The organism is Streptomyces sp. NPDC001933 (assembly GCF_042890955.1).
Lineage (GTDB): Bacteria > Actinomycetota > Actinomycetes > Streptomycetales > Streptomycetaceae > Streptomyces.
Genome location: NZ_JBIASS010000003.1, coordinates 462488 through 476124, shown reverse-complemented (window position 1 = coordinate 476124; position 13637 = coordinate 462488). Strand labels below are relative to the sequence as shown.

Sequence of the window (13637 nt, the reverse complement as noted above, 5' to 3'; positions counted from 1 at the left end):
GTACGGCACAGGTACGCTGCCGTCTGTCACCCCCGCGATGCAGATGAGAGGCAGTGCGCCCGTGACCTCTTCCGTTCCGCCCGTCCGGGCCCGACGCCGGACCGCTCTCGCCGCTCTGCTCTGTGCGGGGCTGGCCACCGCCCTCACGGCGTGCGGCGAGGATCCGGACCAGGGGACCAATGGCGTCGGCAAGCTGAGCGCCACGGAGATCGAGAAGAAGGCACAGAGCGCGGCGGACTCAGCCGACGCGGTGCGCCTCGCCGGGACGCTGGTCAGCAAGGGCGGCACGTACAAGCTCAACATGCAGCTCAAGGAGAAGGGCGGCACCGGCTCCGTCGTCTCGAAGGACAGCACCTTCGAACTGCTGCGGATCGGTGACGAGCTCTATCTGAAGGCGGACTCCGGGTTCTGGAACCACGAGGAGGAGTCCGGCACCGACAGCGCCGCGGGCGGCGCCGCCGCGGACAAGCTCCAGAACAAGTACGTGAAGGTGCCCGAGGACGACCCGACGTACAAGCAGCTGCGCGGCTTCACGGACAAGAAGACCCTGCTCGACGGCATGCTCACGCTGCACGGCACCCTCAACAAGGGGGACCGCGAGGAGGTCGGCGCGACCCGGACCGTCCAGATCATGGGCGGCAAGGGCGAGGGCGGCACGCTCGACGTCTCGCTGGAGGGCAAGGCGTATCCGCTGCGCTTCGCGCGCGGCGGTGGCGGGGGCACCGTCACCCTCTCGGACTGGGGCAAGGACTTCGCTCTCCAGGCCCCGTCGCAGGTGGACACGGTCGACTACGGGAAGCAGCTGCCCAAGACCTCGTCCTGAGCGCGGACCGGGCCGCTGGACACCAAGCCCGGCCCGGTCAGCCCTTCTTCCCGCGCCCCTGCCTCAGCAGCCGCGGAAGCCCCGCAGGCACCGGCCGTCGCGTGGTCGCGGACGTCGGCAGCGGCGCCGCGGCCAGCGAGCCGTCCGGCAGCTCGGTACGGAACTCGCCGGGCGTCAGCCGCAGCACCCGGCACTCGCGCGCCCACCGCTCCGTCATCTGCTCGGCGTCCGGTGCGTTCAGCCGCTTGCCCTTGAGCTCGGCGACCGCGGCCTCCCACTCCTCGGAGTGCGGGGCCAGTTCCGTCACGGCGGCGGTCCAGGCGATCAGCCGGCCGCCCTTGTCCTTGCTGCGCACGGTCACCTCGGCGGCGGACCCGTCGGCGAGCCCGGCCGGCAGCGGCTGCTCGCCGGGGCCGTCCCCGACCAGGTGCGCCGCGCCCTCGTGCCATACGTGCCACAGCGCCCGTGCGGGCCCGGTGCCCCGTACCCAGATCAGGCCCGACTTCTTGGTGGCCTCCTCGACGAGGGCCCGGCCCAGTGGCACGTCAGGTGCAGCAGCAGTCATGCCCAAACTCTATGGGAGGCGCACAAGGGCCGGCATCAGAGCCAGCCGTTGCGCTTGAGCATGCGGTGGATGGAGAAGCAGACCACCCCGATGACGCCCAGCACCATCGGGTAGCCGTACCGCCAGCGCAGCTCCGGCATGTGGTCGAAGTTCATGCCGTAGACGCCGCAGATCATCGTCGGTACGGCGACGATGGCCGCCCAGGACGTGATCTTGCGCATGTCCTCGTTCTGCGCGACGGTCGCCTGCGCCAGGTTGGCCTGGAGGATCGAGTTCAGCAGCTCGTCGAAGCCGACGACCTCCTCGTGCACCCGCGCCAGGTGGTCGGCGACGTCACGGAAGTACTTCTGGATGTCGGGATCGATCAGCCGCATGGGCCGCTCGCTCAGCAGCTGCATCGGCCGCAGCAGCGGCGACACCGCCCGCTTGAACTCCAGGACCTCACGCTTCAGTTGGTAGATCCGGCCCGCCTCCGAGCCGCGCGAGCTGCCCTTCGCCGGGGTGGAGAAGACCTCGATCTCCACCTCGTCGATGTCGTCCTGGACGGCGCCGGCCACCGCGATGTAGCCGTCGACGACATGGTCGGCGATGGAGTGCAGCACCGCGGACGGGCCCTTGGCGAGCAGCTCGGGGTCGTCCTGCAGCCGGTGCCGCAGCGCGCGCAGCGAGCCGTGGCCGCCGTGCCGCACGGTGATGACGAAGTCCCGGCCGGTGAAGCACATCACCTCGCCGGTCTCGACCACCTCGCTGGTGGCGGTGAGTTCGGTGTGCTCGACGTAGTGGATGGTCTTGAAGACGGTGAAGAGCGTGTCGTCGTACCGCTCCAGCTTCGGCCGCTGGTGGGCGTGGACGGCGTCCTCGACGGCCAGCGGGTGCAGCCCGAACTCCCGGGCGATACCGGCGAATTCCTCCTCGGTCGGCTCGTGCAGGCCGATCCAGGCGAACCCGCCCTCCTCCCGCACCTGGAGCATCGCCTCGTGCGGCGTGCGGCAGGTGCCGCTCTCCAGGCGCCGGCCGTCGCGGTAGACCGCGCAGTCGACGACCGCGCTGGAGGCGGAGGGGTCACGGGTGGTGTCGTAGGCGTTGTGCAGGGCGGTGCTCTTGCGCAGGGACGGGCGCACGACGGCGCGCAGGTCACGGATCATCGACATGGCTGGCTCCTTCACGGAGGGCCGTCGTCGGGCACGTGGAACAGCCCGGAATGGGGACGTGTGCTCACGTCCGCAAAGCGGGCGGCACCGCGGCGGCGCGATGACGGCGTTCGCTACAGACAGGCAAAGAAAGGAGTGCTCTTCCGTCGTGCGCAAAGCCATGGGCCTCGGCCAGGAGGCTCGGGAGGCTTCAGATCACCGAGAGAGGTGGAGGGCGGAAGAGCGGTTGGTACTGCACGATCGACTTCGATCCATTGCAGCCCCACCTCCTCCAGCCGGTCCCCCTTGGGGGATGACGTGTCGTCGGGGCTGAGAGCGACGCTTCTGCGTGCTGCCCCGACCAGCGGCCAAGACTATCAGCCGACTGACGGCCAATCCCTTACTTTGCCCATTCCATACGCGCCCTATGCTCGCGGGATGGGAGAAATTCTTGCTCTGGTCGAAGCCCGGCTGCGGACGGCCCTCGGTGAACCGGACGCGCGCGCGGCGGTGACGTTCCTCGGCACGGACCGGATCGAGGTGCTCCGCTTCGTCGACGGCGATGTGGTGCGCTACGCCACGCTCGGCATGTCCGCGCAGCCGATGGCCGATCCGACCGCGGTCCTGGCGGACCCGGTGAAGGGGCCGCGCGCCGAACTGGTGCTCTCCGTGCGCGCCGGGCTCGCCGACACCGACAAGGTGCTCCGCCCGCTCGCCGTGCTCGCCGCCTCCCCGCAGGTCGAGGGGGTGATCGTGGCGCCGGGTGGATCGCTGGAGGTCGGCGAACCGCTGTGGCCCGGGGCACCGTTCAGCTCGGTGCTGGTCGCGGAGCCGGGCGGCCTGGTGGAGGACCTGGAGCTGGACGAGCCCATGGACCCGGTGCGGTTCCTGCCGCTGCTGCCGATGACGCACAACGAGGCCGCGTGGAAGCGGGTCAGGGGTGCGCAGGAGCTCCAGGAGCGGTGGCTCTCCAACGGCACGGATCTGCGCGATCCGCTGCGCGGCTCCGTATCCCTGGACTGATCCGCCGGACCGGTCCGCACCGCCGCAGGCGCGGGTCCCCTGGACCGGTCCACGCCCGCCGCAGGTACGGGAAAGCCCCGCCGCGCGGCCAGGAGGGGGAGCCGCGGGCGGGGCGGTGCGGGGGTGGGGCAGGTCAGTCGGCGAAGACCGTGACGCCGTCCTCGGTCGCGTGGACCGGCTCCAGCTCGGCCGCTTCGTGGGTCAGCGCCGACCGCCGGATCCAGACGACGACCGCACCGGCCACGGCCGTGACCGCGGCGACCACGAACGGGATGTGGATGTTGCTCCACTCCTCGATCTTCGGCGCGAGGTACGGGGCGGCGGCCGCGGCGAACCAGCGGACGAAGTTGTAGCCGGCGCTCGCCACCGGGCGCGGGGCGTCGGAGACACCGAGCGCCAGCTCCGTGTAGACGGTGTTGTTCATGCCGATGAAGGCGCCGGAGACGATCGTGCAGACGATGGCGGTGGTGTGGTTGCCGTAGCCCAGGACCAGGAGGTCGGCGGCGAGCAGCACCAGCGAGGCGCCGAGCACCTTCAGCGAGCCGAAGCGCTCCTGGAGCCGCGGGGCGACCAGCACCGAGAAGACCGCGAGCAGCAGGCCCCAGGCGAAGAACACCGCGCCCGACTTGTACGGCGTCATGTTCAGCACGAACGGGGTGAACGCCAGGATCGTGAAGAACGAGTAGTTGTAGAAGAACGCCGAGGTCGCCACCGAGGCCAGACCGCCGTGGCCGAGCGCCTTGATCGGGTCGAGCAGCGAGGTCTTCCTGGCCGGCCTGGGCTGCTCCTTCAGGAACGCCGTGATGCAGATGAAGCCGATGGCCATCAGCGCGGCCGTGCCGAAGAACGGGTAGCGCCAGCTGGCGTCGCCGAGCAGGGCGCCGACCAGCGGCCCGCAGGCCATGCCGAGGCCGAGTGCCGACTCGTAGAGCAGGATCGCCGCCGAGCTGCCTCCGGCCGCGGCGCCGACGATCACGGCCAGCGCGGTCGACACGAAGAGTGCGTTGCCCAGCCCCCAGCCGGCCCGGAAGCCGACGAGCTCGCCGACGGACGACGAGGTGCCGGAGAGCGCGGCGAAGACGACGACGAGCGCGAGGCCGGCCAGCAGCGTCTTGCGGCCGCCGATCCGGCTCGACACGAAGCCGGTGACGAGCATCGCCACGGCGGTGATCAGGAAGTACGAGGTGAAGAGCAGCGACACCTGGCTCGGCGTCGCCTCCAGGCCCTTGGCGATGGACGGCAGAATCGGGTCCACCAGGCCGATTCCCATGAACGCGACGACAGAGGCGCCCGCCGTGGCCCAGACGGCCTTCGGTTGGCGCAGGATGCTGCCCGCGCCCTGATCGAACGGATCCTCTCCCTGCATGGGTCTTCTCGCTCTCCACTAGATAGTTGCGATATGCATAGAATAAGTTAGAGAAGCTAATGAGTGCAAGTTACATCTATTTCTGCAGGTGAAGCCGCACTGCGGACGGGTGATCTTCCTTGACGCGGCGACGGTCGTGGAGGACCGTTGGTCGCTATGAGGGGCGAAGCCAGTTGCCCGAAGTGCGGAGGCCGGGTCAGGGCGCCCGGTCTGTTCGCCGACACCTGGCAGTGTGCCGTGCACGGCAGCGTGCAACCGCTCCAGCCTGTCGTCCCGCCCAGCGTCGAAGCGCTGGGAGTGGTGGTGCGCCGGGCCGAGGTCCCGGTGTGGATGCCCTGGCCGCTCCCGGTGGGCTGGCTGTTCACCGGAGTGGCGAGCGCGGGCGACGACCGCAGCGGCGGCCGGGCCACCGCCGTCGCCTGCTCCGGCCCCGGTCCCGTCGGCGGCATCGGTGAACTGCTGCTCGTCACCGAGGACCTGGGCGTCGGGCTGGGTGCGCGCTACGCGGGGATCGACGGCCCCGACCCCGGCCCGCATCTGGACGTCGGCGGCCCGCCGGACGTCAAGATGCTCGCCGCCGGACGCCCCACCCCGCTGTGGCACGTCAAGGGCGCCCCCGCGGACCGGGCGGTCTTCGCGGGCGAGGCGCGCGGGCTCTGGCTCTGGGCGATCGTCTGGCCCGAGCAGTCGGGGCTCCTGATGTACGACGAGCTGGTGCTCGCCGATCTGCGCGAGGCCGGGGGCGAGATGGAGCTCGTACCCTGCGGGGCACTCACCCCGCGCCTGCTCAACTGAGGGCTGTCCCGTAATCCCTGGCGGGCGTGCGACGACAGCCACTTCCCCAAGCTCTCGGCTGCGCTCGAGCAGGGGAGACCCCATCCCTCGCCGTGTTGTCGGAACGCCCGAACACATCCAGTATTCGGGCGTCCCTCCGCCTTGCGATGCACCGCGTCCGACGCCGCACGCTGATCCGCCAGGGATTACGGGACAGCCCTCAGGGCCTCGCCGACCTGAGGGGCCCGGCGCACCGGCCGGGCGGCGGACGAAGGGCGGTTATCCTAGAACGTCCCCTTGTCCGGCCCCGAGCACTGGAGTACGCGTCGTGCGCATCGACCTGCACACCCACTCCACCGCATCGGACGGCACGGACACCCCCGCGGAGCTGGTGGCGAACGCCGCCGCCGCGGGCCTGGACGTCGTCGCGCTCACCGACCACGACACCGTGCGCGGCCACGCCGCTGCGGTCGCAGCCCTTCCCGAGGGGCTCACCCTCGTCACCGGCGCCGAGCTCTCCTGCCGGGTCGACGGCGTGGGCCTGCACATGCTGGCCTACCTCTTCGACCCCGACGAGCCCGAGTTCGCCCGCGAACGCGAGCTCGTACGGGACGACCGGGTGCCGCGCGCCCGCACCATGGTGCGCAAGCTCCAGGAGCTCGGCGTGCCCGTCGAGTGGGAGCAGGTCGCCAGGATCGCCGGGGACGGATCGGTCGGCCGGCCGCACATCGCCACCGCGCTCGTCGAGCTCGGCGTCGTCGGGACCGTCTCCGACGCCTTCACGCCCGAATGGCTCGCCGACGGCGGACGCGCCTACGCCGAGAAGCACGAACTCGACCCCTTCGACGCGATACGGCTGGTCAAGGCCGCCGGAGGCGTCACCGTCTTCGCGCACCCGGCCGCCGTCAAGCGCGGCGAAGTGGTGCCCGAGTCCTCGATCGCGCTCCTCGCCGCCGCGGGGCTCGACGGCATCGAGGTCGACCACATGGACCACGACGAGCCGACCCGGGCCAGGCTGCGCGGGCTCGCCGGCGATCTGGGGCTGCTGACGACCGGATCCAGCGACTACCACGGCAGTCGCAAGACCGTCGGGCTCGGTGAGTACACCACCGACCCCGAGATCTACGGCGAGATCACCCGGCGCGCCACGGGAGCCTTCCCGGTGCCGGGCGCCGGCGGGCGGGGCCCCGCGTAACGACGCACGCGTCGGGGCCGGAGCACGGACCCGTACACGTACCGCCGTCCCTCCACCTTCACGTTCCACTTCCGCGCACCCGGCCGTCGGGCCGCCGTCATGGCTTCGGGGTGCGCTCCTTCAGGCCGTTTCTCTCTCGCAAGGCTCACTGTGTTCGACGTCGCTGTCTTCGGATCCCTTTTTCTCACGCTTTTTGTGATTATGGATCCCCCCGGGATCACCCCGATCTTCCTCGCACTCACCGCGGGCCGCCCCGCCAAGATGCAGCGCAGGATGGCGTTGCAGGCGGTCGCCGTCGCCTTCGGCGTGATCGCCGTCTTCGGTGTGCTCGGCCAGCAGATCCTCGACTACCTGCATGTCTCCGTACCCGCACTGATGATCGCGGGCGGACTGCTCCTGCTGCTGATCGCACTCGATCTGCTCACCGGCAAGACCGACGAGCCGACGCAGACCAAGGACGTCAACGTGGCGCTCGTACCGCTGGGCATGCCGCTGCTCGCCGGGCCCGGCGCGATCGTGTCGGTGATCCTGGCGGTGCAGCACGCCGACAGCGTGGGCAGCCAGATCTCGGTCTGGTCGGCGATCGTCGTCATGCACATCGTGCTCTGGCTGACCATGCGTTACTCGCTGCTGATCATCCGGGTCATCAAGGACGGCGGCGTCGTGCTGGTGACCAGGCTCGCCGGAATGATGCTCTCCGCCATCGCCGTACAGCAGATCATCAACGGCGTCACCCAGGTCATCCAGAACGCCTGACGGCTCCCCGGACGCCACAGCGCCCCCGTACGGACCTTCCGTACGGGGGCGCCACGTCTTTGTGCGTCGTCGTGCGTTACGAAGCCGAGGTTTCGGCCGGGCGGATATAGATGCGCTGGCCCACGGCTGCGGCCTGCTGCACGATCCGGTTGACGGAGGCGGCGTCCACGACGGTGCTGTCCACGGCGGTACCGTCGACATCGTCGAGTCGCATGATCTCGAAGCGCATAAGGCTTCCCTTCGTCTGATCCTCCTGCTGGAGAACTACTGGGAGGACGGGTGTCCCGTCCGCAAGGATGAGAGCACCGGAATCACTGTCCTGCGCTCCACGAGATGTACAACGGCTTGCTGCCTGCAAACATTCCCTACGCTAAGGAAATTTTTTGGATGTCTAAGTATCAGCAGGTCATCGAGCACGCACGGGCGACGAGGTCCACGACGAGGCCCGAATGAACGAGGCAGAGATCCGCGAGCGCCTGGACCGCACCAACGAGCTGCTCCAGCGCATGCTCGCCGAGGTGTCGAAGACCCCCTCGACCCACGCGATCTTCGTGGACGCGGGCTATGTGTACGCCGCGGCCGGACTGCTCGTCACCGGCACCGAGGACCGCCGCTCCTTCGACCTCGACGCGGAAGGACTGATCGAGGCCTTCATCGACAAGGCCCGCACGATCTTCGCGGACAGCAGGCTGCTGCGCGTGTACTGGTACGACGGAGCCAGGCGGCGCATCCACACCACCGAGCAGCAGTCCATCGCCGAACTCCCCGACGTCAAGGTCCGGCTCGGCAACCTCAACGCCAACAACCAGCAGAAGGGCGTCGACTCACTCATCCGCACCGACCTCGAATCGCTCGCCCGGCATCGCGCCATCAGTGACGCGGCCCTGGTCGGCGGCGACGAGGACCTGGTCTCCGCGGTGGAGGCGGCGCAGGGGTACGGGGCCCGGGTGCACCTGTGGGGCATCGAGGCGGGGGAGGGGCGCAACCAGGCCGAGCCGCTGCTCTGGGAGGTCGACAGCCAGCGCACCTTCGACCTGGACTTCTGCCGCCCGTACGTCACCAGACGCCCCGTCACCACCTACGAGGACGACACCCCCGCACCCGCGCGCGAGGACGTCCGCTTCGTCGGCGCGCAGATCGCCGCGGCCTGGCTGGCCGCCCGGGGCCGCGAGTCCCTCGCCGACCTGCTGCCCGGACACCCGTACCTGCCGGGCTCCGTCGACCAGGACCTGCTGGTCGAGGCCGAGCGGCTGCTCCAGCACTCGCTGCGCGGCCACGCACATCTGCGGCGGGCGCTGCGCGACGGCTTCTGGCAGCACCTCCAGTCGCAGTACTGAGCCACTCGCGGCCCTGCCCCGCCCCGTCTACAGGCTGTCCCAGAACGCGGCGAGCGCGGCCGCCGTCTGCTCCGGGCGGTCCGTGTTGGGGGAGTGCTCGGCCCCCGCGATCCGGGTGCGGTGCGCGCCGAGCCGCCGCGCCATCTCGTCGAGCAGCGGCACCGGCCAGGTGTCGTCGCGTTCGCCGGAGAGCACATGGACCGGCAGCGGCAGGGCGGCGAGTTCGGCCACCCGGTCCGGCTCGGTCACCAGCTGGCGGCCGGTGGCGATCAGCTGGGCGGGCCGGTGGCGCAGCCAGCGCCGGCGCAGCGCCTCGCCGTTCGCCGTCGCCGCTTCCTCCGGCGGGTCGAGGGCGCGCATCGCGTCCCACACCCGGGCCATGCTGAGCGTCGCGAGCGCGTCGCTGAGCACCTTCACCTTGAGATGCTGGGCCTCGACGACCTCGGCGGGCCCCGACGACATGAGCGTCAGCGAGCGGAACGGCGAGGCGTCGAGCAGCACGGCGGCGCGGGCGATCTGCCCGCCGAGCGAGTGCCCCAGCAGATGTACGGTGCCCGCGCCCCCGTTGCCGAGCGCGGTGGCCTGCGCGAGCACATCGCGGGCCAACTCGCCCTGCGCGTAATCCTCCTGACGGTCCGTCCCGTCGCTTTCGTACTGGCCGCGGCCGTCCACGGCGACGATCCGGTACCCGGCGGACGAGAGCGGTTCCAGGAGCGCCATGAAGTCTTCCTTGCTGCCCATGTATCCGGGCAGCAGGAGGGCGGTGCCGCGCACGGCACCGGGCGGCGAGGCGTCCAGCACGGCGAAGTCGCCGCGCGAGGTGCGCAGCTGGTGGGCGTGGGCGCAGGGGGGCGGGGTGAAGGTGTGCGGCCGGCTCATGGGACGAGGGTAGGGCCTGTCCGGCGGCTCAGGGTGGGACAGGCCCGGAGTCGTGGCCCGGTCCGGGGACAGTGCGGAGGTGTGCGAACGCCGGACGGGCCCGAGGATGTCCTCGGGCCCGTCCGGCGTCGGTCGGCTGCTGCTCAGCCTTCGGTCTTGGCGGCGGCCGCGCGCGGCGCCCGGCGCCTGCGCGGCTTCGCCTCGCCCTCCTCGGCGGCCGGGGCCTCGGCCACGGTCTCCGTCTTCGGCTTGGCGGCCGCACGGGTGCGACGGCGCGGCTTGGTCTCGGCCACCGGCTCGGAGATCGGCGCGATCTGGAAGTCGACCTCGTCCTCGGCCGGCTTGACGACACGGGGGCGGCGACGCGGCTTGGTCACCGTCTTCGTCTCGGCCACCGGCTCGGAGAACGGGGCGATCTGGAAGTCGACCTCGTCCTCGGCCGGCTTGACCACGCGGGCGCGGCGGCGGCGCGGCTTGGTCTCGGCCACGGGCTCGGCCTCGACCGGGGCGGCCTTGGCAGCCTTGGCGGCCTTCGGCTCCACCACGACCTCGACCACGGCCTCCACCGTGCTCACCACGGCCTCGGCAGCGGCCTCCGCGGCACCGACCCGGGTACGGCGACGGCGGCGCGGCGTACGCGGCTCCGCCGGGGCGTCGCCGGCCTCGGCGGACGGGGCCGGCACCGCGGCGGTGGACGCCGCGTCGGAGACGGCGGAGCCGCCCCGGGTGCGACGCCGCTGACGCGGCGTGCGCGGTGCGCGCTCCTCGCGGACGGCGGGCGCCGAAGCCGCGGCGGACTTGCGGCCGCGGCCGCCCGTCTCGCCGAGGTCCTCGATCTCCTCGGCCCGCAGACCCGCCCGGGTCCGCTCGGCGCGCGGCAGGACACCCTTGGTGCCGGCCGGGATGTCGAGCTCCTCGAAGAGGTGCGGCGAGGTGGAGTAGGTCTCGACCGGGTCGTTGAACTTCAGGTCGAGCGCCTTGTTGATCAGCTGCCAGCGCGGGATGTCGTCCCAGTCGACCAGCGTGATCGCGATGCCCTTGGCGCCCGCGCGGCCGGTCCGGCCGATGCGGTGCAGGTAGGTCTTCTCGTCCTCCGGCGACTGGTAGTTGATGACGTGGGTCACACCCTCGACATCGATACCGCGCGCCGCGACGTCGGTGCAGACGAGCACGTCCACCTTGCCGTTGCGGAACGCGCGCAGCGCCTGCTCGCGTGCGCCCTGGCCGAGGTCGCCGTGGACCGCGCCGGACGCGAAGCCGCGCTTCTCCAGCTGCTCGGCGATGTCGGCCGCCGTGCGCTTGGTGCGGCAGAAGATCATCGCGAGCCCGCGGCCGTTGGCCTGCAGGATGCGGGAGACCATCTCCGGCTTGTCCATCGAGTGGGCCCGGAAGACGTGCTGCGAGATGTTCGCGACGGTCGCGCCCTCGCCGTCGGGCGAGGTGGCGCGGATGTGCGTCGGCTGCGACATGTAGCGACGCGCGAGACCGATGACGGCACCCGGCATGGTCGCCGAGAACAGCATCGTCTGGCGCTTCGCCGGAAGCATTGTGATGATCTTCTCGACGTCGGGCAGGAAGCCCAGGTCGAGCATCTCGTCGGCCTCGTCGAGCACCAGCGCCCGGACGTGCGAGAGGTCCAGCTTGCGCTGCCCGGCCAGGTCGAGCAGGCGGCCCGGGGTGCCGACGATCACGTCGACGCCCTTCTTCAGGGCCTCGACCTGCGGCTCGTACGCGCGCCCGCCGTAGATCGCGAGGACGCGGACGTTGCGCACCTTGCCGGCGGTCAGCAGGTCGTTGGTCACCTGCTGGCAGAGCTCACGGGTGGGGACGACGACGAGCGCCTGCGGCGCCTCGGTCAGCTCCTCGGGCGCGGCCCGGCCGGCCTCGACGTCCGCGGGGACGGTGACGCGCTCCAGCAGCGGCAGACCGAAACCGAGGGTCTTGCCCGTACCGGTCTTGGCTTGGCCGATGACATCGGAGCCGGAGAGCGCGACGGGGAGCGTCATCTCCTGGATGGGGAACGGGGACACAATGCCGACGGCCTCAAGGGCCTCGGCCGTCTCGGGAAGAATCCCGAGTTCACGAAACGTAGTCAGGGTGCTGCCTCTTCTGTGAGACGCGGCCCGAGGCGAACGCTGGGGGTCGTACCGTGCCGGGGTTGGTCATCCGGCCGTGGATGGGCCGGGTGGCGCGGGACCACTGCCGTCGCTCGAGCGCTCGTGCCGCTGAGGGGGCCCCTCATCTGCGGTCGTACGTGTCGTACGCCCCGCGTGGAGGGCTGTCGGGTCGGAGCCGATCGGGCCACCGACCGGGCATCCTCATTCGTTTTCACCATTTTCACGCCACCGAACATCCAAAATACTCAGTAGGCGCAATACCACTGTACCCCGGATTCGCGCATGTGTGTTGGGCGAATTCATCGGAACGGTGTGATGTCACTGGCCGGCCAGGCCCTTCCGTACCCCGCCGGGCGGGCTATTCTGCGCTTCATGGAGACGCCTGACAACGCCACTGAAACCTCCGAACCCACCGGAATCGCCGCCCAGGACTGGGCCACCGCGTCCGCGGAGCCGCAGTACCGGGCAGCGGTCGTGGACCTGCTGGGAGCACTCGCTTACGGGGAGTTGGCGGCCTTCGAGCGGCTCGCCGAGGACGCCAAACTCGCGCCGACGCTGGCCGACAAGGCGGAGCTGGCAAAGATGGCCTCCGCCGAATTCCATCACTTCGAGCGGCTCACCGACCGGCTGACCGCGATCGACGTGGAGCCGACCGGCGCGATGGAACCCTTCGCCAAGGCGCTCGACGACTTCCACCGCCAGACCGCGCCGTCGGACTGGCTGGAGGGCCTGGTCAAGGCGTACGTCGGCGACTCGATCGCCAGTGACTTCTACCGGGAGGTCGCGGTCCGTCTCGACTCGGACACCCGCTCCCTCGTCCTCGCCGTGCTCGACGACACCGGGCACGGGAACTTCGCCGTGGAGAAGGTGCGCGCCGCGATCGAGGCGGACCCGCGCGTCGGCGGCCGGCTCGCGCTCTGGGCGCGCCGCCTGATGGGCGAGGCGCTCTCCCAGGCGCAGCGGGTGGTGGCCGACCGCGACGCGCTGTCGACGATGCTCGTCGGCGGCGTGGCGGACGGCTTCGACCTGGCGGAGGTCGGCCGGATGTTCTCGCGGATCACCGAGGCGCACACCAAGCGGATGGCGGCGCTGGGACTGGCCGCGTAACCGGATCACCGGGGGCCGGCCCTCCGGGCCGGCCGTCAGGCCGCCGCTGATCGGCTCAGCCGACTGCTGCTCCGCGGCCGGATCAGCAGCGAGAGCGTCACGGCCCCGACCAGCGCCGCGCCGACCAGCGTGGCCACGACATGGCCCGGACCCAGCACCGAGTGCATGAGATATGCGCCGAACAGGGCTCCCAGGGCGCCGGTGGTGAGGACGGCACGGCGGGACGGGAGCCGGTCCGGCAGGAAGCGGAGCGCCAGCCAGGCGAGGGCGAGTCCGAGCACTGCGGAGCCGAGCATTTCCAGGATCACAGATGATCACCTCGCGAGTTGCGGGGCGGGTAAATCGGTCGTTAGCGGTCCTACCCGTGGGCCGCTGAACGCAACCCTCCTGGGCACAGGCTTCACACGGAGAACGCCGGCACCGGCGGGAACGGGCGGGGGGGGGGGGGGGGGGGGGGGCCCCCCCCCCCCCCCCCCCCCCCCGCCGGGGGGGGGGGGGGCGCGCGCCCCGCCCCCACCCCCCCCCCCCCCGGGGGGGCGCGCCCCCCCGAAGACCCCAACGCCGA

Annotated in this window: 14 protein-coding genes; 7 read left to right on the top strand and 7 right to left on the bottom strand. The window is 71.1% G+C overall.

Annotated elements, in window-relative coordinates; translation table 11 throughout:
* Positions 1-61 precede the first annotated feature (61 nt).
* Positions 62-823: a hypothetical protein gene (locus ACFYY7_RS09930; protein WP_388659247.1), complete on the top strand. Its 762-nt coding sequence runs from the start codon at positions 62-64 to the stop codon at positions 821-823.
* 37 nt (positions 824-860) lie between these two features.
* On the opposite strand, the gene ACFYY7_RS09925 is transcribed toward ACFYY7_RS09930, so the two are convergent.
* Together ACFYY7_RS09925 and ACFYY7_RS09920 are read right to left on the bottom strand one after the other, a co-directional pair.
* A complete protein-coding gene (locus ACFYY7_RS09925) occupies positions 861-1388 on the bottom strand; it encodes a hypothetical protein (protein ID WP_388659245.1) in 528 nt (175 codons plus the stop codon).
* Between the two features lie 35 nt (positions 1389-1423).
* Complete coding sequence (locus tag ACFYY7_RS09920; RefSeq protein ID WP_388659243.1) at positions 1424-2539, bottom strand: magnesium and cobalt transport protein CorA; 1116 nt, start codon at positions 2537-2539, stop codon at positions 1424-1426.
* 417 nt (positions 2540-2956) lie between these two features.
* On the opposite strand from ACFYY7_RS09920, the gene ACFYY7_RS09915 reads away from it, so the two are divergent.
* Entirely contained in the window at positions 2957-3541 is a 585-nt protein-coding gene (locus tag ACFYY7_RS09915; RefSeq protein WP_388659240.1) for a suppressor of fused domain protein, read from the top strand.
* A gap of 133 nt (positions 3542-3674) precedes the next feature.
* Here ACFYY7_RS09915 and ACFYY7_RS09910 read toward each other — a convergent pair whose 3' ends face one another.
* Positions 3675-4907 (bottom strand): MFS transporter, encoded by a 1233-nt coding sequence (locus ACFYY7_RS09910; protein ID WP_388659237.1) that lies wholly within the window; start codon positions 4905-4907, stop codon positions 3675-3677.
* 156 nt (positions 4908-5063) lie between these two features.
* On the opposite strand from ACFYY7_RS09910, the gene ACFYY7_RS09905 reads away from it, so the two are divergent.
* From ACFYY7_RS09905 to ACFYY7_RS09895, 3 genes are all read left to right on the top strand, one after another.
* Positions 5064-5702, top strand: a complete 639-nt coding sequence (locus tag ACFYY7_RS09905) for a DUF6758 family protein (RefSeq protein ID WP_388659236.1) — start codon at positions 5064-5066, stop codon at positions 5700-5702.
* 307 nt (positions 5703-6009) lie between these two features.
* On the top strand, positions 6010-6876 hold the full coding sequence (locus ACFYY7_RS09900; RefSeq protein WP_388659233.1) for a PHP domain-containing protein: 867 nt from the start codon (positions 6010-6012) through the stop codon (positions 6874-6876).
* Between the two features lie 150 nt (positions 6877-7026).
* Positions 7027-7632 carry a MarC family protein gene (locus ACFYY7_RS09895; protein ID WP_388659231.1) on the top strand — a complete coding sequence of 202 codons (606 nt, stop codon included), beginning with the start codon at positions 7027-7029 and terminating at the stop codon, positions 7630-7632.
* 76 nt (positions 7633-7708) lie between these two features.
* On the opposite strand, the gene ACFYY7_RS09890 is transcribed toward ACFYY7_RS09895, so the two are convergent.
* Positions 7709-7861 (bottom strand): hypothetical protein, encoded by a 153-nt coding sequence (locus tag ACFYY7_RS09890; protein WP_266729866.1) that lies wholly within the window; start codon positions 7859-7861, stop codon positions 7709-7711.
* 220 nt (positions 7862-8081) lie between these two features.
* Here ACFYY7_RS09890 and ACFYY7_RS09885 point away from each other — a divergent pair, with 220 nt between their 5' ends.
* Positions 8082-8969 (top strand): NYN domain-containing protein, encoded by an 888-nt coding sequence (locus ACFYY7_RS09885; protein ID WP_266729865.1) that lies wholly within the window; start codon positions 8082-8084, stop codon positions 8967-8969.
* A 27-nt stretch (positions 8970-8996) separates the two neighbouring features.
* Here ACFYY7_RS09885 and ACFYY7_RS09880 read toward each other — a convergent pair whose 3' ends face one another.
* Both ACFYY7_RS09880 and ACFYY7_RS09875 read right to left on the bottom strand, forming a co-directional pair.
* A complete protein-coding gene (locus tag ACFYY7_RS09880; protein ID WP_388659229.1) occupies positions 8997-9848 on the bottom strand; it encodes an alpha/beta fold hydrolase in 852 nt (283 codons plus the stop codon).
* A 143-nt stretch (positions 9849-9991) separates the two neighbouring features.
* On the bottom strand, positions 9992-11854 hold the full coding sequence (locus tag ACFYY7_RS09875) for a DEAD/DEAH box helicase (RefSeq protein WP_388659226.1): 1863 nt from the start codon (positions 11852-11854) through the stop codon (positions 9992-9994).
* A 483-nt stretch (positions 11855-12337) separates the two neighbouring features.
* On the opposite strand from ACFYY7_RS09875, the gene ACFYY7_RS09870 reads away from it, so the two are divergent.
* Complete coding sequence (locus tag ACFYY7_RS09870; protein ID WP_266729862.1) at positions 12338-13072, top strand: ferritin-like fold-containing protein; 735 nt, start codon at positions 12338-12340, stop codon at positions 13070-13072.
* A gap of 35 nt (positions 13073-13107) precedes the next feature.
* Here the strand turns inward: ACFYY7_RS09870 and ACFYY7_RS09865 are convergent, their stop codons facing one another.
* A complete protein-coding gene (locus tag ACFYY7_RS09865; RefSeq protein WP_388659223.1) occupies positions 13108-13380 on the bottom strand; it encodes a hypothetical protein in 273 nt (90 codons plus the stop codon).
* Positions 13381-13637 lie beyond the last annotated feature (257 nt).

Coding starts and splice junctions, on each gene's coding strand:
- ACFYY7_RS09890 (WP_266729866.1), bottom strand. CDS start 7,861: ATGCGCTTCGAGATCATGCGACTCGACGATGTCGACGGTACCGCCGTG.
- ACFYY7_RS09920 (WP_388659243.1), bottom strand. CDS start 2,539: ATGTCGATGATCCGTGACCTGCGCGCCGTCGTGCGCCCGTCCCTGCGC.
- ACFYY7_RS09925 (WP_388659245.1), bottom strand. CDS start 1,388: ATGACTGCTGCTGCACCTGACGTGCCACTGGGCCGGGCCCTCGTCGAG.
- ACFYY7_RS09870 (WP_266729862.1), top strand. CDS start 12,338: ATGGAGACGCCTGACAACGCCACTGAAACCTCCGAACCCACCGGAATC.
- ACFYY7_RS09905 (WP_388659236.1), top strand. CDS start 5,064: ATGAGGGGCGAAGCCAGTTGCCCGAAGTGCGGAGGCCGGGTCAGGGCG.
- ACFYY7_RS09885 (WP_266729865.1), top strand. CDS start 8,082: ATGAACGAGGCAGAGATCCGCGAGCGCCTGGACCGCACCAACGAGCTG.
- ACFYY7_RS09875 (WP_388659226.1), bottom strand. CDS start 11,854: ATGACGCTCCCCGTCGCGCTCTCCGGCTCCGATGTCATCGGCCAAGCC.
- ACFYY7_RS09915 (WP_388659240.1), top strand. CDS start 2,957: ATGGGAGAAATTCTTGCTCTGGTCGAAGCCCGGCTGCGGACGGCCCTC.
- ACFYY7_RS09880 (WP_388659229.1), bottom strand. CDS start 9,848: ATGAGCCGGCCGCACACCTTCACCCCGCCCCCCTGCGCCCACGCCCAC.
- ACFYY7_RS09910 (WP_388659237.1), bottom strand. CDS start 4,907: ATGCAGGGAGAGGATCCGTTCGATCAGGGCGCGGGCAGCATCCTGCGC.